General features: G+C 64.8%; 21 protein-coding genes. 14 read left to right on the top strand and 7 right to left on the bottom strand.

From position 1 onward, the window contains the following. Positions 1–109 precede the first annotated feature (109 nt). The 10 genes from WDZ97_RS15690 (at position 110) to WDZ97_RS15645 (ending at position 8,191) form a co-directional block, all read left to right on the top strand. Complete coding sequence (locus tag WDZ97_RS15690) at positions 110–346, top strand: prevent-host-death protein (RefSeq protein ID WP_425763363.1); 237 nt, start codon at positions 110–112, stop codon at positions 344–346. 485 nt (positions 347–831) lie between these two features. Continuing rightward, positions 832–1,146 carry a hypothetical protein gene (locus WDZ97_RS15685; RefSeq protein WP_425763362.1) on the top strand — a complete coding sequence of 105 codons (315 nt, stop codon included), beginning with the start codon at positions 832–834 and terminating at the stop codon, positions 1,144–1,146. Then, positions 1,143–1,511 (top strand): helix-turn-helix domain-containing protein, encoded by a 369-nt coding sequence (locus WDZ97_RS15680; RefSeq protein ID WP_425763361.1) that lies wholly within the window; start codon positions 1,143–1,145, stop codon positions 1,509–1,511. The genes WDZ97_RS15685 and WDZ97_RS15680 overlap by 4 nt, the downstream gene beginning before the upstream one ends. Before the next feature lie 11 nt (positions 1,512–1,522). Next, on the top strand, positions 1,523–2,398 hold the full coding sequence (locus WDZ97_RS15675; RefSeq protein WP_425763360.1) for an ImmA/IrrE family metallo-endopeptidase: 876 nt from the start codon (positions 1,523–1,525) through the stop codon (positions 2,396–2,398). Then, the gene (locus WDZ97_RS15670; protein WP_425763359.1) at positions 2,391–3,239 is read left to right on the top strand and encodes a hypothetical protein; all 849 of its coding nucleotides are present in this window, start codon (positions 2,391–2,393) and stop codon (positions 3,237–3,239) included. The genes WDZ97_RS15675 and WDZ97_RS15670 overlap by 8 nt, the downstream gene beginning before the upstream one ends. A 44-nt stretch (positions 3,240–3,283) precedes the next feature. Continuing rightward, the gene (locus tag WDZ97_RS15665; protein WP_425763358.1) at positions 3,284–4,375 is read left to right on the top strand and encodes a nucleotide kinase domain-containing protein; all 1,092 of its coding nucleotides are present in this window, start codon (positions 3,284–3,286) and stop codon (positions 4,373–4,375) included. Further along, the gene (locus WDZ97_RS15660; protein WP_425763357.1) at positions 4,375–5,313 is read left to right on the top strand and encodes a nucleoside triphosphate pyrophosphohydrolase family protein; all 939 of its coding nucleotides are present in this window, start codon (positions 4,375–4,377) and stop codon (positions 5,311–5,313) included. The genes WDZ97_RS15665 and WDZ97_RS15660 overlap by 1 nt, the downstream gene beginning before the upstream one ends. Before the next feature lie 21 nt (positions 5,314–5,334). Further along, the gene (gene acpS, locus WDZ97_RS15655; protein WP_425763356.1) at positions 5,335–5,751 is read left to right on the top strand and encodes a holo-ACP synthase; all 417 of its coding nucleotides are present in this window, start codon (positions 5,335–5,337) and stop codon (positions 5,749–5,751) included. Positions 5,752–6,002: 251 nt separating this feature from the next. Further along, positions 6,003–7,781 (top strand): ATP-binding cassette domain-containing protein, encoded by a 1,779-nt coding sequence (locus WDZ97_RS15650; protein WP_425763355.1) that lies wholly within the window; start codon positions 6,003–6,005, stop codon positions 7,779–7,781. A gap of 74 nt (positions 7,782–7,855) precedes the next feature. Next, positions 7,856–8,191, top strand: a complete 336-nt coding sequence (locus WDZ97_RS15645; RefSeq protein ID WP_304006482.1) for an excalibur calcium-binding domain-containing protein — start codon at positions 7,856–7,858, stop codon at positions 8,189–8,191. On the opposite strand, the gene WDZ97_RS15640 is transcribed toward WDZ97_RS15645, so the two are convergent. Next, positions 8,176–8,916 (bottom strand): Hcp family type VI secretion system effector, encoded by a 741-nt coding sequence (locus WDZ97_RS15640; RefSeq protein WP_304006480.1) that lies wholly within the window; start codon positions 8,914–8,916, stop codon positions 8,176–8,178. The two genes, WDZ97_RS15645 and WDZ97_RS15640, sit on opposite strands and share 16 nt — an antisense overlap. A gap of 125 nt (positions 8,917–9,041) precedes the next feature. Continuing rightward, positions 9,042–9,290 carry a hypothetical protein gene (locus WDZ97_RS15635; protein WP_304006477.1) on the bottom strand — a complete coding sequence of 83 codons (249 nt, stop codon included), beginning with the start codon at positions 9,288–9,290 and terminating at the stop codon, positions 9,042–9,044. Between the two features lie 12 nt (positions 9,291–9,302). Between WDZ97_RS15635 and WDZ97_RS15630 the strand changes: the two genes are divergently transcribed. Continuing rightward, a complete protein-coding gene (locus WDZ97_RS15630) occupies positions 9,303–9,446 on the top strand; it encodes an excalibur calcium-binding domain-containing protein (RefSeq protein ID WP_304006475.1) in 144 nt (47 codons plus the stop codon). Between the two features lie 16 nt (positions 9,447–9,462). Here WDZ97_RS15630 and WDZ97_RS15625 read toward each other — a convergent pair whose 3' ends face one another. Next, positions 9,463–10,380, bottom strand: coding sequence for an SMP-30/gluconolactonase/LRE family protein (locus tag WDZ97_RS15625; protein ID WP_425763354.1), 918 nt, complete (start codon positions 10,378–10,380; stop codon positions 9,463–9,465). 240 nt (positions 10,381–10,620) lie between these two features. On the opposite strand from WDZ97_RS15625, the gene WDZ97_RS15620 reads away from it, so the two are divergent. After that, a complete protein-coding gene (locus tag WDZ97_RS15620; protein ID WP_425763353.1) occupies positions 10,621–11,733 on the top strand; it encodes a VIT1/CCC1 transporter family protein in 1,113 nt (370 codons plus the stop codon). 197 nt (positions 11,734–11,930) lie between these two features. Continuing rightward, a complete protein-coding gene (locus WDZ97_RS15615; protein ID WP_425763352.1) occupies positions 11,931–13,874 on the top strand; it encodes an ABC-F family ATP-binding cassette domain-containing protein in 1,944 nt (647 codons plus the stop codon). A 359-nt stretch (positions 13,875–14,233) separates the two neighbouring features. Here the strand turns inward: WDZ97_RS15615 and WDZ97_RS15610 are convergent, their stop codons facing one another. From WDZ97_RS15610 to chrA, 4 genes are all read right to left on the bottom strand, one after another. Further along, positions 14,234–14,608 carry a carboxymuconolactone decarboxylase family protein gene (locus WDZ97_RS15610; protein ID WP_019916536.1) on the bottom strand — a complete coding sequence of 125 codons (375 nt, stop codon included), beginning with the start codon at positions 14,606–14,608 and terminating at the stop codon, positions 14,234–14,236. Between the two features lie 34 nt (positions 14,609–14,642). Beyond that, positions 14,643–14,954 carry a hypothetical protein gene (locus WDZ97_RS15605; RefSeq protein WP_304000579.1) on the bottom strand — a complete coding sequence of 104 codons (312 nt, stop codon included), beginning with the start codon at positions 14,952–14,954 and terminating at the stop codon, positions 14,643–14,645. A gap of 172 nt (positions 14,955–15,126) precedes the next feature. Further along, positions 15,127–15,879: a YkgJ family cysteine cluster protein gene (locus WDZ97_RS15600; RefSeq protein WP_425763351.1), complete on the bottom strand. Its 753-nt coding sequence runs from the start codon at positions 15,877–15,879 to the stop codon at positions 15,127–15,129. 371 nt (positions 15,880–16,250) lie between these two features. Next, positions 16,251–17,588 carry a chromate efflux transporter gene (gene chrA / locus WDZ97_RS15595; protein ID WP_304000577.1) on the bottom strand — a complete coding sequence of 446 codons (1,338 nt, stop codon included), beginning with the start codon at positions 17,586–17,588 and terminating at the stop codon, positions 16,251–16,253. A 210-nt stretch (positions 17,589–17,798) separates the two neighbouring features. Between chrA and WDZ97_RS15590 the strand changes: the two genes are divergently transcribed. Beyond that, the gene (locus WDZ97_RS15590; protein ID WP_425763350.1) at positions 17,799–18,368 is read left to right on the top strand and encodes a hypothetical protein; all 570 of its coding nucleotides are present in this window, start codon (positions 17,799–17,801) and stop codon (positions 18,366–18,368) included. Positions 18,369–18,389 lie beyond the last annotated feature (21 nt).

Below are 18,389 nucleotides of genomic sequence, written 5' to 3'. Positions count from 1 at the left end.
CGTGGAGTATCCGCCGGACGTTGTCGAGCGCGCCCGCTTCGTCTGGCGTCAACGCAACTGACTCGATAGCCTGTACAGAATTCTGCCACCTTCCCACCGGGAGCCTGCCATGGGTATTTCAGCACGCGACGTGGCGCTCTCCACCCAAGCTCACGCCAACCTTTCGGAACTGGCCGAACAGGCCAAGGCCGGCGCCGAGAAGATCATTACCAAGAACGGCGAAAGCTATGTAGAGCTGATCAACGCCGACCGGCTGGGCTACTACCACCGGCTGGAACGCGAGCGCATCCATTTTCTTCTGCTTGAAGACGCCCGTCGCGGGCTGGCCGACATCGCTGCCGGCTGAACCCAGCAGGCCGATTCCGTAATCGCCGGGCTTCAGCAGCATCGTGCGAAGAGGGCCGTGGCCTACGCTGGCGAAGCTGTTCCGTCCTCCTGCAAAGCCCGAAAGACAGTTGGCTGAGACTCTCCACCAGGTCTTCCCATCCTCCTGATGAGTGTGTGGCAGCCTTATGGTCTGCGTGATCTATGTAGGGTCTCTTTTCTTTCCATCGAATTCAGCGGCTGGTCAAGGCGGGTTGCCGTCACACAATTTAGGTGACGAGAGTTTTTGATGCTTGTAACCGGTCGTCTACCTCGCAGATCTGCAAGAGTACCTCGACAACGTGGGCTGGTCGCTCGACAAGCGACGGCAGTCGCAAGCTGCGGGAATGACCGCCCGCTGACTGGATCCATCAGGCGGATAGGGCCGCATGCAAGAGGCCGTTGCAGAAAGAAGAAACGAGTGGTAAGATATTCTTACCTGCCGTAATGGTCCGTTAGGAGATTCAAATGAAAGCTGCACTGGTTCACTCGGCTCTTGTGGATGTTCTTACAACTATTCAAGCCACAAGTGAGCTTGAGTGCCCGCCACTTGGCGGCGCGACCAAACCCATCGAGGAGCTGCAGAAGTTTGATAGCAAGATATGGCCAGTAGCCATTGGCATGCTAGGTGCAAAGCTCGGGATCAGCATCGCCAATGATGTGAACATCTTCCGACAGGACGATTCCTGCGTCGCGCTGACGATCGACGAGATCGTGGCAAAGGTCATTGCGCTTGCAGAAGCACAAGTCTTGGTCGCCCCCCCGCAGGCGATTGCGCAATGACAGACCGCCCGGACACCCAGCGTTCGGCGATCGCCGAACGCTTGCGAGAGGCGAGAAAGGCCGCAGGCCTCTCTCAGGGGCAGGTCGCAAAGTTGCTGCAAATGCATCGCCCAACAGTTTCCGAGATCGAAGCCGGCAACCGTCGTGTTTCAGCCGAAGAACTCGTGAGATTCGCGGAGACCTACGATGTCACTGTTTCGTGGCTGCTTGGCGAAACGGCTGAACAGCTCGAAATGAACGATCCGCGACTCCAGCTTGCCGCGCGCGAATTGAGCAAGCTGAAGTCCGACGACCTGGATCGACTGCTGCGGCTACTGGCGTCGATGCGGAGTTCGGACGTTGATGAGGGAGCGGGGAGCAAATGAGCGCTCGGTTCTTGAACACATCGGTCACTGGACGAAAAAACCTGGTGATGCGAGGCATGCAGGCATCGATCGAGGCGCGCGTGAACGCGGGCTTAGACCTCAAGAGTCCTGTCTGTATCTATGGCTTGTGCGACGCGAACCAAGTTGCAGTTCGGTTCAACGATATCAACATGGAAGGTATGTACGACCGGGCGCCCAAGCCGCGCATCCATGTCTCTGCCCTCCGGCCCTTGGCTAGAAGAACTTTCACATGCGCGCATGAGCTAGGCCATCACGTTTTCGGGCACGGTTCAACCATTGACGAGTTGCGAGAAGATCAGGCCACTAGCGCAGATCGTCCTCCAAACGAGATCCTGGCAGATGCTTTCGCGGCCTTCGTCTTGATGCCGACACTTGGCCTGCGGGAAGCTTTTGCGAAGCGCGGACTGGATCCGAACCGTGCAACAGCGCTCGACATGTACTCCATCGCCTGCAACTTCGGAGTAGGCCAGGCGACTCTGGTGAATCACCTCGCCTATGGCATCAACATGATCAACCAAGCGCAGCGTGATCGTCTCGGGCGTATTACGCCAAAGATGATTCGCACGGAGTTGCTCGGCGAAGTCGTTTCCACGCCCCTTACGGTAGCGGATCAGCATTGGAATTCACCGACGCTCGACACGGAGCAGGACGCGCTGCTGCTCCTTCCTTCGGGCGTGGTCGTGGACGCCTCAATGCTTGTGCCCGAGCGTGAGCTGGCTGCTGGGCGACTTTTTCGCGCTGCAAAGTGTGGCATCACTCGAGCGGCTATACCCGGCACACCGTGGGCGACCTATGTCCGTATCGCACGACGACAGTACATTGGTCTGGCTCGATTCCGCCACCTTGAGGAGACCGAAGATGACTAAGCTTCCCCATTCAATTGGCCCGCTCCTCGTCGAGGAGCCTAGCATTTCGCGAGCTTGGGCCAAGGCAGTGCTCCACGTCATCGATCACACTGGTTGCGAGATATCGCCTCTGATCCTGAGTGTGACTGGCTTCAATGGACGGGGTGCAGTTCCGGAAACACCGGCCGTCCGCGCAGCGCTCGATGCGCTGCTTTTGGCCAAATGCAAGCGCAGCGTTGAAGATGTCGCGTTCACGATCTTTCCGCAGCGCTTGTGGCAGGTTGCCCAGGGCGATCGCGCCGCGCTGTTTCGGTACTACAAGGATGCATTTCCACGTTATCAGGCGATGAATCCGCGGGCCAACCGCCGCGGTCTTTATTTCGAGCGAATGACCGGGTACGGACGCGGCCCCTGCGACGGCAATCAGCTCGAATGGATCCTTTCCCAGTTTGAGCGGCGTGATGGTGTGCGGCGGTCGATGTTTCAGGCGAGCGTATTCGATCCGGCGCGAGACCACGTAGCCGATGCCCAACTTCAATTCCCTTGTCTTCAACATGTCAGTTTTGAGCCGACTGATCAAGGGCTTGTGATCAACGCTTTTTATGCGACGCAGCAGCTGTTCGAGAAGGCATATGGCAACTATCTCGGCATTGCCCAGCTGGGTGCCTTCATGGCCCATGAAATGAAAATGAACCTTTTAAGAATGAATGTCGTTGTGGGCGTGGCGAAGCTAGACGGCATTGCCAAGTCTGATCCGGACCTACAACCGCTGATCGACGCAGCCCGTGCGGGTTTTCCTCTGAAGTATCAGGAGGCTGACACCGCCAATTTGCTCGCCGCCGATATCGAGACTGCAGCGTGAGCGTTGGAGCTAGCAAGAGCTGTGCGCTTTCGGAGAATGACCCCGTGGCCGCTACAGCACCGACCGTTGGGCCGTCTCACCTGCTGCCCATTAAGGTCACACCCGTGTTTGATAGTTACTGGCGGTTCGCTGTGGAGCGGCAGAACGTGTTCTGCCAGAGGCTGGAGGGCAAGCCTGAGCCATGGACCGGTGACCCGGTGATTTCCGCGCACAAGTTTACGAACGCGTATCGCGCGTCGGATCGCGTCAGCCAGTATTTGATCAGGCATGTGATCTACCGCAGCGATCTGCCACAGTCGCCGTCCGAGGTGCTCTTCCGGACGCTGCTGTTCAAGTTGTTCAACAAAGTGGAGACATGGAAGTTGCTTGAACACGCCTTCGGTGCGATTACGTTCAAGGACTACAAGTTCGAGCACTACGATAAGGTTCTGAGCCAGGCGATGAGGGCAGGGGGACGAATCTACTCGGCCGCCTACATCATGCCGCCCGGAGGTTCCACGTTCGGTCATACAGCAAAGCATCAGAACCATTTGCGCTTACTGGAGCGCATGATGGCTGACGATCTTGCAGGCCAGTTGGCTCGATTGAAGAAGATGCAGACCGCGTTCGAATTGCTCAGAAGCTACCCCACGATCGGGGACTTTCTCGCATATCAGTTCGTGACGGACATCAACTACAGCGAAGTCACCGACTTCTCGGAAATGGATTTTGTCATACCGGGCCCCGGTGCTCGCGATGGCCTCAGAAAGTGCTTCATCGACAGCGCGGGGCTCAACGAAGCGGAGCTGATCCGATTGATGGCCGACAACCAAGAGCGCGAATTCGAACGGCTAGGGATTAAGTTCCAATCCCTGTGGGGGCGCAGGCTGCAGCTAATCGATTGCCAGAATCTATTTTGCGAAGTCGACAAGTACGCACGGGTTGCCCACCCCGATGTGGCCGGCATTTCGGGGCGGACCCGCATCAAGCAGAAGTTTTCTCCCACTGGACCCTTGGACTTGCCTTGGTATCCACCCAAATGGGGTATCAATTCGAAGATCGCGGCTGACCTTTCGGCTCGAGGGGGATCTATGCGAGGTGAGAAGACCTTTGGCAGGCCAAATGCACAGACAACTTTGGACTTAGGAAACTCGTGATGAACTTGAACACCTACCAGCGAGAAGCACAGAAGACAGATCGTGTTCCTTTGGGACAAGAATGTGGCGATGCGGGAACCGATCTCGTGGTTCCATTGCTCGGACTGGCAGGTGAGACTGGTGAATTGCTCAGCGAATACAAAAAGCACCTTCGAGACGGTGATTCGCATCTTCTGTTCAGGGAGCGTGTGTCGGAAGAACTGGGCGACTTGCTCTGGTATGTCGCCAACGTCGCCGCGAAGTTCGATCTCAAGCTGGACGATGTCGCACGAGCGAATCTGAAGAAGACTCAGGGCCGTTGGGGGTCGCAAGATACGGGGGGGGCCGTTTTTGATGCGGAGTTCGAAGAGAATGAGAGGCTGCCTCGACGTTTCGAAGTTGAACTCAGCGAGGTCATCGTGAAGGGACGCACGAAGATTCGCATGCGCGTCAATGGAAAGAAGATCGGTGACGACCTAACGGACAACGCGGATGACCCTGATGGCTATCGGTTTCATGATGTTTTTCATCTGGGCTACGTCGCGGTACTCGGGTGGTCGCCTGTTATTCGAAAGCTGCTGAAGAGGAAACGCAAGAGCAATCCTCAAGTCGACGAGGTGCAGGACGGTGGCCGCGCGCAAGTACTAGATGAGGGCGTCGCAGCGTTGGTTTTCGACTATGCGAAGGAGCATCGGTGGCTCGAAGGGGTCACCGACTTGGATTACAAGTTGCTTCGTACAGTCAAAGGCGTGACGTCGCTTCTGGAGGTACGTGAGCGGTCCTTGGGTGAGTGGCAGCGCGCAATATTGCTTGGGTTCGATGTATGGCGCGAGGTCCTGAGATCTGGTGGTGGGAAGATTCTGGTCGATCAGGACACGAAGAGCCTTCGCTTTCTCGGTCCGCCTGGCAATGCCCGGCGGAAGCCAGCTCGAGAGTCCTCTAAAGGATGTTCGAATTGAATGGCGACAGGAGACCCTCTCATGAGCGACGAACCTCAGATTTTGAATTTTCGGAACGTCGTGGCACATGGTGTCGATATCGTCGACATTTCTGATTTCTCCCGCCTAGTAATAGATAAGAAGGCGAGCGAATTCTTGGGTCGCTACTTCACCGTCGCAGAATTGGCTGCCGCAGACAAGGGCGGCGATAAAACGGAAAGGCTTGCGTCGCGCTTTGCCATCAAGGAGGCCGTATTGAAGGCTCTCGGCACGGGGTGGGGCGATGGTGTCGCTTTTACCGATGTCGAGGTTGTGACGTTGCGCAGCGGTGCGCCTTCTATCGTATTACACCGCCGTCTGAAGACGATTTCGAGCGGGCTAGGTATCGCGCATTGGTTGGCGAGTGCTAGTCACACGGGCACGATCGCGATTGGAAGTGTCATCGCATTGAAAGAATAGGATGTCGAGGTAGTGAGCGGGGCGTGGGTACTCCACGTTCGGCGTCGGTTTCAATGACAGTAATGACTCTGTGAATTGCCCTTGTTTTTGAGGCGCGTTTGTTCTTCAAACAGTACAGCCGTTCGAACTCGATTGAGGCGGTTCATTGGTGTATCCGTTTTGGCGTATCGGTTTTGTAAAACATTCCGCGTAAGCCAAGTGCAGCAGAACTTGGCCTTCATGCCCCCACTCATCAGTGATGCAATGCTTGCATGACTGCATCGACCGTTGCCCGAACTCAGGCAGTTATCACCCTCCCCACCGCCGCCCGCGACCTCTACCGTGCCCTCTGGCTTCACGCCCGCGGCGCCCGTGCGCAGTTGCTCGGCGCTGCCGCGCTGCTGTCCGGCGCGCAGCTGCTGCGGCTCACCATGCCCTGGCTGGCGGCGCAGGCGATCAATGCCTTGCAGCAGGGCGACATGGCGATGGCGGGGCGGTGGATTCTTTATCTGGTCGGCATCTATCTGCTTTCCTGGCTGCTGCACGGGCCGGGGCGGGTGCTGGAGCGCAATGTCGGCGTGCGGGTGCGCGTGCGGCTGGCGGATGCGCTGTATGCGCGCATCGCGGCCGCACCCTTGGCGTGGCGGGACGGGCGGCATTCGGGTGAGCTGCAGCACCGCGTGATGCAGGCAAGCCGGGCGCTGTCGGACTTCGCGCAGAACCAGTTCGACTATCTGCAGAGCGCGTTCAACTTCGTCGGCCCCCTGGTCGCGCTGGCGCTGCTATCGCGCACCAGCGGCGCGATCGCGGTGAGCGGCTATGTGGTGATCGCGCTCATCATCCTGCGCTTCGACCGCACGCTGATGCAGCTCGCGCGCGCCGAGAACGACGCTGACCGCCGCTATGCCGCTGCGCTGCTCGATTTCGTCGGCAACGCCGGCACGGTGATCGGGCTGCGGCTGCAGGCGGCGTCGCGCGTGCTACTGGGCCGGCGCATGGAGGCGGTGATGGCGCCGCTGCGGCGCGCGGTGATGGTGAACGAGGGCAAGTGGTTCGCGGTGGATCTGCTCGGCATGGGGCTCACCTGGGTGCTGGTGGTGGTGTATGTCATGCAGGTGCGCGAGCCGGGGCAGGCGGTGGCGCTGGGCACGGTGTTCATGATCTACCAGTACGCGCAGCAGGCGGCCGGCGTGGTGGGCTCGCTGGCGTCGAACTTCCAGGGCTTCGCGCGCATGCATACCGACTACTGCAGCGCCGAGCCGATCTGGGCCGCACCCGGTGAGCCGGATGCAGAGGTGCCCGCGGTGCAGGCGGATGCCTCGTGGCAGACGCTGGCGCTGCGCGGCGCCACCTGGCGCTACGGCGACGACGCGCGCGGCGGCGAGCGGGGCGCCGAGCGGGGCGCCGAGCGTGGCGGTCTGCGCGGCGTGGATCTGGAGTTGCGACGCGGCACGCGGGTGGCGCTGATCGGCCCGAGCGGCGGTGGCAAGAGCACGCTGCTGCGCACGCTGGCCGGCCTCTACCAGCCGCAGCAGGGCGAACTGCTGCGCGACGGCGTGCCGGTGCCGTGGGCCGAACTGCGCACGCTTGCGACGCTGATTCCGCAGGAAGCCGAAGTGTTCGAAGCCAGCGTCGAAGAGAACCTCACTTTCGGTCAGCCGGCCGACCCGGCGGCGCTGCAGTCAGCGATGCACGCGGGCGTGTTCGACGAGGTGCTCGAGCGCCTGCCCGACGGGCTGCAGAGTGGTCTGAGCGAGCGCGGCGGCAACCTCTCCGGCGGTCAGCGGCAGCGCTTGGCGCTGGCCCGCGGTGCGCTGGCGGCGCAGGGCAGTTCGCTGCTGCTGCTCGACGAACCAACCAGCGCGCTCGACCCGCAGGCCGAAGGTCGGGTGTTCGACCGCATGGTGGCGGCATTCCCGTCGGCCTGCATCGTCGCTTCGGTGCACCGGCCCAGTCTGCTCGCGCGCTTCGATACCGTGGTGGTGGTCGAGGCCGGCCGCGTGGTCGACGCCGGCCCGCGCGACGCGGTGCTGGCGCGGCGGGCGCACTGAGCCGCAGCGCCCGGACATCAGGCGCCGCACAGGCGGCTAGACTGTGGCGGTCCGCTCCTTCTTGTGCCGCAGTGATGCCCTTCCGCCCCTGTTCCGTCCGCTGGCTGTCCGGTGCGCTGCTGCTGGCGACCGCTGCCACGGCGGCCGCGCATCCTGGCGGCCTGAATGCCGAGGGCTGTCACAACAACCGCAAGACCGGGGACTACCACTGCCATCGCGGTGCGCCGGCGCGCACCTCATCGCTAGCGACGGAAGGGGCGGCCGCGGTGCCGGCAGGCACCGCCTTCCGCAACTGTGCCGAAGCGCGTGCCGCGGGCGCGGCGCCGGTGCGGGCGGGCGAGCCGGGTTACGGCCCGCACCTCGACCGCGACGGTGACGGCATCGGCTGCGAGCCTTACCGCGGACGCTGAGCCGCCGCCAGCGCGCCGGCGGCATGTTGCCGTGCACGCCGCCGCGCCGCGAAACCTGTCAGCCCCAGGCCGGCGAGCAGCAGCGCCCAGCTTTCCGGCTCCGGCACCATGAGCACGGTCGGTCCGGACAGTCCCATTGCGTATACCGCAGCCAGCGCGTCGGCCGAACCGGTCCGCGTCGACAGGTCATAGCTGCTGACGAATTCTTCGCCGACGGCGCCGGACGATTTCAGGGTGATGTACTTCAGCGTGACGGTGCGGTATTCGAGGGCCGCTGACAGGGCCGGCGCGCTGCCGCTGCTGCCGGTCAGGTCGAACGTGGTGACGAAGGCGTCGGTGAACACCATCTCGAAGAAGGTGGCGCGCTGGCCTTCGATGTCCGTCGTCGCGTGCAGCGTCACGGTGTCGAGCGCGTCACCATTGCTGGCCCGTGCGAACAGCTTCGCCACGCTGGCGTCGAGCGCCTGCGTCCATTCGAAGTCGCGGAACACCGGGCGACGGATCGTGATGTCGCTGGTGGGGCCGCCGCTGACCGTTTCGATGCCGAAGCCCCAGGTGAAGGTGTCGATCTCGTTCCAGTTCGGGTGCTTGTCGTCGGTGCTCGAGCCCTTGATGTCGTCCAGCTTCAGGAAGTAGTCGAAACCCGCCTGCGCCTGACCCGCGCACAGCGCAAGCGCGACGGAGGCGGCCATCAGTACGGGGCGGAACGGTGTCGGAACGCGCATGGAAATCTCCCTGTCGAGTGGGTGACGGCCATCGGGGCGGACGCCAGGCGGCCGGCTTCGCGCAGCACGCAAAGTGCATCCATTAAAGCAGCCCGCATGCGCAGCGGATAGCGCTCCGTGCGATTTCAGACGAAGCGCGCGAGCACCACGCCCGATACCGCGATATGTGCCAGCGACACCCGCACCGACAGGCCGTGCAGCCACTTGAGCGGGCCGTCTGTCCGTCGTCGGTGGCGGCGTTTCCGGATGCCTGCATTGTTGCGTCGGTGCACTTGCCCAGCCTGCTCGCGCGCTTCGACGCCGTGGTGATGGTGGAAGCCGGTCGCGTGGTCCGCCGGCCTGCGCGACGCGGTGCTGGAGCGGCGGCCGCGCATCCGGGGGCTTGAATGCCGAGGGCTGCCTCAACAACCGCAAGACCGGGGACGACCACTGCCATCGCGGCGCCGGTGCGTGCAGGCGAGCCCGGTCACGACCCGCACCTCGACCGCGATGGTGACGGCATCGGCTGCGAGCCTTACCGCGGACGCTGAGCCGCCCGCGGTGCGTTCACTTCAGCGGCAGGAACACGAGCTTGCCGGCCATCATGTCCGGCATCAGCAGGTAGTGTCCGTCCGCCGACAGCCCGATGTCCGCCGAGGACTTGTGGCCTTCGGTGATCAGTTGCGGCGCCGACCGGGGCTTGCTCAGACGCCACACCTTGCCGCCCTTCCAGTCACTCACGTAGAGCGCGCCGTCGCGATCGCGCAGCAGCCCGTCGGCGGCGCCGAATCCGCTGTAGAGCAGCTTGAGCGCCGGTTTGCCGTCGGCCTTCTTCATCACCAGACGGAACAGCTCGCCGGTGCCGAAGTCGGCGACCAGCAGCGAGCGCGGGCCGTCGAGCAGCAGGCCGTTCGGGCGCATGATGCCTGCATTCGCGCCAAGTACCGTGCGGATGCCGCCGTCGGGCGCGATGGCGTAGATGCCCGCGCCCTGGCCCTTGTCGTCGCCGCTGTCGGACACGTAGATGACGCCGTCGCCGTCGATCTCGATGTCGTTCAGGAAGACTGGCTTGTTCGGGAAGTCGCCGGGCTTTGCCAGTTCGGTCACCGTGCCGTCGAGGCCGATGCGCAGCACGCGGTCGACGTCGGCGACGTAGAGCCGGTCGCCGAAGAGGTCCATGCCCTTGGGGTCGTTCAGCCCGCCGACCAGCGTTTCAGTGCGGCCATCCGGATGCACGACGGTCACCTTGCCGTCACCCGCCTTGTTGAACGCGCCGATCTCGGTCACGAAGATGCGGCCGTCCGCGTGGGCGACCGCCGATTCAGGGTTGGTCAGGCCGACGACTTCCTTGAGCGTGGTGCCGGCAGGGCGCGCGGCCGGCTCTGCGCTGTTCGGCTCAGCGGCCGGGGCGGTGGCCGAGGTCAGGACCGCGAGCGCGGCGACCAGCCATCGCAGGCGAAAGGTGCTGCGGACGGTGTTCTTCATGGTGATCTCCGGTTCGAGTGAGTAAAGGGACGGAAGGGGGAATGAATGCCTTGAAGGGGAAAGGTGATCGAGGAATGGGTGCGCAGCGGCGAAGTTGTCGCCCCTGGGCGCGTCGTCTGCATGAGGTCGACTGCGGGCAGTCGCGACAGTTCGGTGGTCTTGAAGTGAGCGGCGCCGCGGATTCAGGCACTATCGCCCGTATCAGCGTCCTCGGGTGACGCTTTCCGACATGAGCACGCCATGGCTTCGAACCAAGACCGCTACCAGGCGAATCTCCGCGACGAACTGGACGGCGCCGCGCTGTACGCCGCGCTGGCCGATGCCGAATCCGATCCGGTGCGGCGCGACCTGTTCCGCCAGCTGGCGGAAGCCGAGGCGGCGCATGCGCAGCTGTGGCGCAGCAAGCTGGAGGCCGCAGGCGTGAAGCCGGAGGCGTTCCGGCCGAGCTTCCGCACGCGCGTGCTGGCGGCGCTGGCAAAGCGCTTCGGGCCGTCCTTCGTGCTGCCGTCGGTGGCGACCGCCGAAGTCGCCGACCGTGACAAGTACGCCGGTCAGGCCGACGCGGCGTCGCTGTCGGCGGAAGAGCGTTCGCATGCGGCGGTGCTGGAGGCGGCGTCGGGGCAGCCGCGCGGCATGAGCGGGGCGGCCATCGCCAAGGGCGAGCGCTGGCACCGCGGTGGCTCGGGCAACGAACTTCGGGCGTCGGTGCTGGGCGCGAACGACGGGCTGGTGTCCAACCTCTGCCTGGTGATGGGCGTGGCCGGCGCCGGCGCACCGGCGCAGACCATCCTGCTGACCGGGCTGGCCGGGCTGATTGCCGGTGCGGTGTCGATGGCGCTGGGCGAGTGGCTGTCGGTCACCAATTCGCGCGAGTTCGCGCAGACGCAGATGGCGGCCGAGGCGGCCGAGCTGGAAGATACGCCGGAGGCCGAGCGCAAGGAACTGGCGCTCATCTTCCAGGCCAAGGGGCTGGCGCGGGAGGATGCCCAGCGCGTGGCGACCGAACTGATGCGCGACAAGAAGGCCGCGCTGGACACGCTGATGCGCGAGGAACTGGGCATCGATCCGGCCGAGCTGGGCGGCAACCCGTGGAGCGCCGCCGGCTTCTCCTTCGTGCTGTTCGCCGTCGGCGCGCTGTTCCCGGTGCTGCCCTTCTTCTTCACCGGGGGCGCTGTCGGCATGGCCTGGAGCGGTGGCCTGTCGGCGGCTGCGCTGGCCGCGATCGGGCTGGCGACCTCGCTGTTCAGCGGACGCGGGCCGGTGTTTTCGGTGGTGCGTCAGGTACTGATCGGTGCCGTGGCGGCAGGGGTGACCTACGGCACCGGCGCGCTGATCGGGGTGTCGCTGGCCTGAGCGGGCCGACCGGCCGTCGATTGACGGCCACCCCCGCCGGCCCCGATACTCCGCCCCCGGCGGCGCCTGTATATATATGCGTCGCTCCGTCGCTGCTCCGGCAGCCATGAATCCGCGCCGGGCCGCCCGCGCACCCGCTCATCCCCACGTCCTGCCGCCGTTTGCCCCGCGGGAGAACCCGCTGGAGTTTCACCCGCATGATCACGCTCAGAAACGTCGTCCTTCGCCGCAGCGCCAAGGTGCTGCTCGATGGCGCCACCGCCACCATCAATCCGGGCGAGAAAGTCGGCCTGGTCGGCCGCAACGGCGCCGGCAAGTCGACACTGTTCGCGCTGCTCAACGGCACGCTGCACGAGGACGGCGGCGAGTTCGTCATGCCGGCCCAGTGGCGCATGGCGCAGGTGGCGCAGGACATGCCGGAAACCGACCAGCCGGCGACCGATTTCGTGATCGAGGGCGACACCGCGCTGCTCGCCGCGCAGAAGGAAGTGCAGGCCGCCGAAGCCACCGACGATGGCGAGCGCATGGCCTACGCCTACATGGCGCTGCACGACGCTGGCGCGCACGACGCGCAGTCGCGGGCGCAGGCGCTCATCCTCGGCCTGGGCTTCACCGCCGACCAGATGTGCAATCCGGTGAACAGCTTTTCCGGCGGCTGGCGCATGCGCCTGCAGCTGGCGCGCGCGCTGATGTGTCCGTCCGACCTGCTGCTGCTCGACGAACCGACCAACCACCTGGATCTGGACGCGCTGGTGTGGCTGGAATCCTGGCTCAAGCGTTACGAGGGCACGCTGGTGGTGATCAGCCACGACCGCGAGTTCCTCGATGCCATCACCAACGTGACGCTGCACATCGACGCCGGCAAGCTCACGCGCTACGGCGGCAACTACAGCACCTTCGAGGACATGCGCGCGCAGCAGATGGAGCTGCAGCAGAACGCCTACGCGAAGCAGCAGGACAAGATCGCCCACCTGCAGAAATTCATCGCCCGCTTCAAGGCCAAGGCGAGCAAGGCCAAGCAGGCGCAGAGCCGGGTCAAGGCGCTCGACCGCATGGAGAAGCTGGCGCCCATGCTGGCCACGGCCGACTTCAACTTCGAGTTCAAGGAGCCGGCCAACCTGCCCAACCCGATGCTGGTGATGGAAGAGGCGAGCTTCGGCTATCCGCCGCCGGCCGACGCGCCCGCCGGCACGCCGCCGACGGTGATCGTGCGCAATGTGAACAAGTCGGTCATGGCCGGCCAGCGCATTGGCATCCTCGGCGCCAACGGTCAGGGCAAGTCGACCGCGGTGAAAACCATCGCCCGCGCGCTGGCACCGATCGCCGGCCGCGTCACCGAAGGCAAGGGTCTCAGCATCGGCTACTTCGCGCAGCAGGAACTGGACGTGCTGCGTCCGCAGGACAATCCGCTCGAACACATGACCCGCATGGCGCGCGAAGGCCTGCCGGCCGGGCAGAGCGGCCGCGAACAGGACCTGCGCAACTTCCTCGGCACCTTCAACTTCAGCGGCGACATGGTGAAGCAGGCGGTCGGCACGATGAGCGGCGGTGAGAAGGCGCGCCTGGTGCTGTGCATGCTCGTGTGGCAACGCCCCAACCTGCTGCTGATGGACGAGCCGACCAACCACCTCGACCTCGCCACCCGCGAGGCGCTGGCGGTGGCGCTGAACGAATTCGAAGGCACGGTGATGCTGGTGAGCCACGACCGCTCGCTGCTGCGCTCGGTGTGCGACGAATTCTGGCTGGTGTCGCGCGGCGGCATCGAACCGTTCGACGGCGACCTCGACGACTACCAGCGCTACCTGCTGGACGAAGCCAAGCGCGCGCGCGAAGTGCTGAAGGACTCGATGAAGGCTGCTCCGGCCGAAGCCGCGCCGGTCGTGCAGGCACCGCCTGTCGCTGCGCCGGTGAAGAAGGCGCCGGTGAACCTCAAGGCGCTGAAGAACGAACTGGGCAAGCTCGAACAGCGCATCCTCGAACTGCAGACGAAGAAGCACGCACTGACCGCCAAGCTCGCCAGCCCGCTGCCGCCGAAGGAAATCGGCGAAGTCGGCGTCGAACTGCAGAAGGTGGACGAAGAACTCGAAGCGCAGGAAATGCGCTGGCTCGAAGTGTCGGAACAGATCGAGGCGGCCGGCTGATCCAGCCGGCTGCGGCGGTACGCTGAATCGCCGGCTGGCGACAGGCCAAGGTTCTGTGGGAGAGGTCTTCTGACCCCGACAGCAGCCTGCATCGAAGTCTGTGGACAGCAGCGGCCGCATCGCGAGCAAGCTCGCTCCCACAGGGGGACGCGCCCGGCTCGCGGCCGGCGTCATGGCAAGGGTTCTTGTAGGAGGGGTCTTCTGACCCCGACAGCAGCCTGCATCGAAGTCTGCGGACAGCAGCGGCTGCATCGCGAGCAAGCGCGCTCCCACAAGAACGCGGCTCCGGCGGCGGTCGGGGAGTGCTTTCGTGGGAGCGAGCTTGCTCGCGATGGGGCGGTCGATCAGACCTCAGCGGTTCACAGCCGATACGAATCCAGCACTTCCTGCGCCGCGCGGAAGGCTTCGCCGGCGGCCGGGACGCCGGCGTACACCGCACAGTGCAGCAGCGTTTCGCGGATTTCCTCGACCGTGCAGCCGTTGTTCAGCGCGCCGCGCACGTGGCCTTTCAGCTCGTGCGGGCTCTTCAGCGCAGTGAGTGCGGCCAGCGTGACCAGGCTGCGGGTGCGGCGGTCCAGCCCATCGCGGTTCCACACCGCACCCCAGGCGTGCTCGTTGATGAAGTCCTGCAGGGGCTGGTTGAATTCAGTCGCATTGCCCAAGGCCCGGTCGACGAAATCGTCGCCCATGACTTCGCGGCGTACCTGCACGCCCGGTTTTTTCTGTTCGCTCACTGTGTGACGGCTCCGCTGGGACGTATGTCTATGCTCACTGGGCGGCCGGTGCGGCCTGCTTCATGTCTTCTTCGCACTTGCGCATGAAGGAGTTCTTCGCTGCGCCGGCGAGCGGCTTGCCGTCCTTGCTCAGCGCACGCGCTTCGCAGTCGGTCTTGTGCATCGCTTCGCGGTGGCATTTCTGCATGAAGGAGGACTTGGCGGCGCCGACCAGCGGCTTGCCGTTCTTGTCGATGGCGGCGGCTTCGCACTTCGAGTCGGCGGCGGCGTTCGGGTTGGCGTCGGCGGCCAGAGCGCTGCCACAGGCGAGCAGGGCGGTCAGTGCGGCGATGATCATCTTGTTCATGTCGATCTCTCCCGTTGGGTAGGTGCGATGGCGTATCGCCCGTACATGATGAACAAAGCGGCGCCTCTCGGCAAAGCCCGGGGTCTGTTGACCTTGAATCGCGGGCCCCGCGCGCGCATCGCGATGCGTCCGGATCAAGGCGGGCCGACGCCGGCTGACTGGCCGTCAGACCCTAGCCTGCCGGTATCCGTATGCCGGGAGCCTTGAGCCAGTCGAAAGTGCGCGCCATCTCGGCCGGGCTGACGTCGTTCACCTGCGAGTCGGCGAACACGTCGTCGCCGGCGAGCCAGTCCGCTTCCGATTGCGGTGCGGCGAGCGCCAGCATCAGCGCGTGATTCAGTTCGTACGACGCCCAGCTGCAACCGGCGTCGCGCAGCGCCGACTGCAGCGCGTTCTGCACCAGACTGCGCACCATGCGGTGAGCGACCGAGTACGGGATGTCGTCGATCTCGCCGCAGGCTGCGCGGTCGCAGGCGGTGCGGTCGTGCGACGCGTGGCCGCGACAGGCGAGCGGGCGCACCGCGTAGATCGCACAGGCGCCGTCGTCGTCGATGAAGGGACAGGTTGCCCGCAGCGCGACGCGGTCGTCGGCATCGGCGTCACGCGTGTCGCTGTCCGCCTCGGCCAGTCGCCGCACCAGTCGCGCGCAGACAGCGGGGTCGGCGTCGCGCAGATGGCGTGCGATGTGCAGCACTTCGGGGGCGGTGGCGGTGACGCGCACCGTACAGCAGGTCGAGCAACCGCGGTCGCAGGCGACCGGCGCACCGGCGTCCATCCGCGCCTGCAGCGCCTGTTCGAAGTTGTCGAAGGCTTCGCCCAGCAACTGCGCGAGCAGTGCGTCGTCGTCGCGTTGCGACGCCAGGATCTGTGAAAAGGTCGCGTGACGTGCGCGGAAGAAGCGCAGGTTGTCGTCGTCGGCGGTCATGGCGTGCGCACTCCGGGCGGATAGGGTCTGCGTGCCACTGTACGAAGGCGGACGGCGCGCCGGTTTGATGCAGCGCAAACGGGATGCGCGTGCAGCGGGACGTTCACATTGGCTGAGCAGGCGGGCGTGTTCGCGAGGGCGGCGGGGCTTCTGTGGGAGAGGTCTTCTGACCCCGACAGCGGCCGGGGTCGAAGCCGGCGGACCGCAACGGCCGCGTCGCGGCCAAGGCCGCTCCCACAGGAAACGCGCCCGATCCGCAGCCGGAGCCGGGCTTCTGTGGGAGGGGTCTTCTGACCCCGACAGCGGCCTTCATTGAAGCCGGCTGACCGCAGCAGCGCTGTCGCGGCCAGGGTGCTTCCCACAAAGGGCTGTCAGCGGCTGACCGTCAGCTGCAGCACCAGCCCGATCACCGCGCAGGCTCCGATCACATGGATCACGTTCGCCTTGAAGCGGAACAGCGCGACGGCGGCGCCAAGGGCGATCAGGGCCGACATCCAATCGAAGCTGCCGGCGAAGCCCTGCGGCCACAGCACGTGATAGCCGAAGAACAGCGCGAGGTTGAGGATGACGCCGACCACGGCGGCGGTGATCGCGGTCAGCGGCGCGGTGAATTTGAGGTCGTCGTGCGTCGACTCGACCAGCGGTCCGCCTGCGAGGATGAACAGGAAGGAGGGCAGGAAGGTGAACCAGGTCACCAGGGACGCCGCGACCGCGCCGGCGAGGAAGAGGCTGTCGGGGCCGAACACCGCTTTCACATAGCCGCCGATGAAGCCCACGAAGGCCACCACCATGATGAGCGGGCCGGGCGTGGTTTCGCCGAGCGCCAGCCCGTCGATCATCTGCACCGGCGTCAGCCAGCCGTAGTGGCCGACCGCGCCCTGATAGACGTAGGGCAGCACCGCGTAGGCGCCGCCGAAGGTGAGCAGCGCGGCCTTGGTGAAGAACCAGCCCATCTGCGTCAGCGTGTGCGACCAGCCGAGCACGCCCGCCAGCAGGCCCATCGGCACCGCCCAGAGCAATGCGCCGACGATGGCGACGCGCGCCAGCCGCGTCCAGCGGAAGCGCGCGTGTTCCGGCGTCGGCGTGTCGTCGTCGATCAACGCCGGCCCGTAGGACGCGTGTTTTGCCCCGTGTCCGCCGCCGGTGCGGAAGGTTGTCGGTGCGACGCGGCCGCCGATGTAGCCGATCAGTGCGGCGCCGGCGACGATGGCGGGGAAGGGAATGTCGAGCGCGAAGATGGCGAGGAAGGAGGCGGCGGCGATCGCCCACAGCGTCCGGTTCTTCAGCGCCCGACCACCGATGCGCCAGGCCGCCTGTACGACGATGGCGGTGACCGCCGGCTTGATCCCGTAGAACAGACCGGCCACCAGTGGCACGTCACCGAAGGCGATGTACACCCACGACAGCGCGATCAGGATGAACAGCGACGGCAGCACGAACAGCGCGCCGGCGACGATGCCGCCCCAGCTGCGATGCATCAGCCAGCCGATATAGGTCGCGAGCTGCTGCGCCTCGGGGCCCGGCAGCACCATGCAGTAGTTCAGCGCGTGCAGGAAGCGGCGTTCGGAAATCCAGCGCCGGTTCTCGACCAGCTCCTGGTGCATGATCGAAATCTGGCCGGCCGGTCCGCCAAAACTGATGAAACCCAGCTTGAGCCAGAACATGAAGGCTTCGCGGAAAGGAACGCTGGCGGGTCGGGGCGCGGTCATCGGCGGCAGAGGGTGCGGGCGGGCACGGAATGTCGGTCAGGCGCGCATTCTGCACCGCGGACGAGGCCCTGCGATGACACGGTCGCTGGCCCGCATCTTGCAGGTAGTGATCGACGCGTTGCCTGCCGGGACGTAGAGGAGCGTTCCGGCAATCGGCCGCTGGCCGGCGACGGGTCACATTACCTACTACTCGAAAACAAAGGAGTCACCATGAAATCTTCGCTGATGACCGCGTGCTGCGCCGCCGTGCTGCTGGCAGGCTGTTCCAGCCTGACGTCGCCGACGGCCACCCGCGACAACTCGACGGAGACCCACAAGAATTACTGGGCCAAGTACGAACACTCCCGCAGCTCGATGCCCCCGTCGTCCGAATCCAAGCCGCTCTTTGGCGGTGGCGGTACGTCCGACGAAAAAACGGTCGCCGCTTCGCGTGCCGCGCGCATGGGGCCTGGCTGCACCGAACCCGGCACCGACAGCACACTCAAGCTGATCGCCCAGCTGGAAGCCTCCGGCAAGGCGGCAGGCAACGGACAGGTCGATGCCAATGTCGTCCGCCTGGCCGAGCGCGCGCAGATGCTGTCCTTCCTGCGCGAATCGCTGTACCGCACCTGCGAGCGCCTGGCCGCAGGCCAGATCACCAAGGAGGAGGCGGCAGCAGCCAATGACAAGGTGATGAATTCCGTGCACGCCATCATCGAAACCGACCGCGACCTGGCGCGCAAGTCGGCGGCGGATGCATTGAAAGGACTGACGCCGGAGCAGATCAAGGCGCTGCAGTAAGCGGCGCCCGCAGCATTTCGC

It is taken from the genome of Methyloversatilis sp. MC4-4 (assembly GCF_049843555.1).
Classification (GTDB): domain Bacteria; phylum Pseudomonadota; class Gammaproteobacteria; order Burkholderiales; family Rhodocyclaceae; genus Methyloversatilis; species Methyloversatilis discipulorum_B.
The sequence above is the reverse complement of the archived record's forward strand: the minus strand, read 5'-3'. Positions and strand labels throughout refer to the sequence as shown.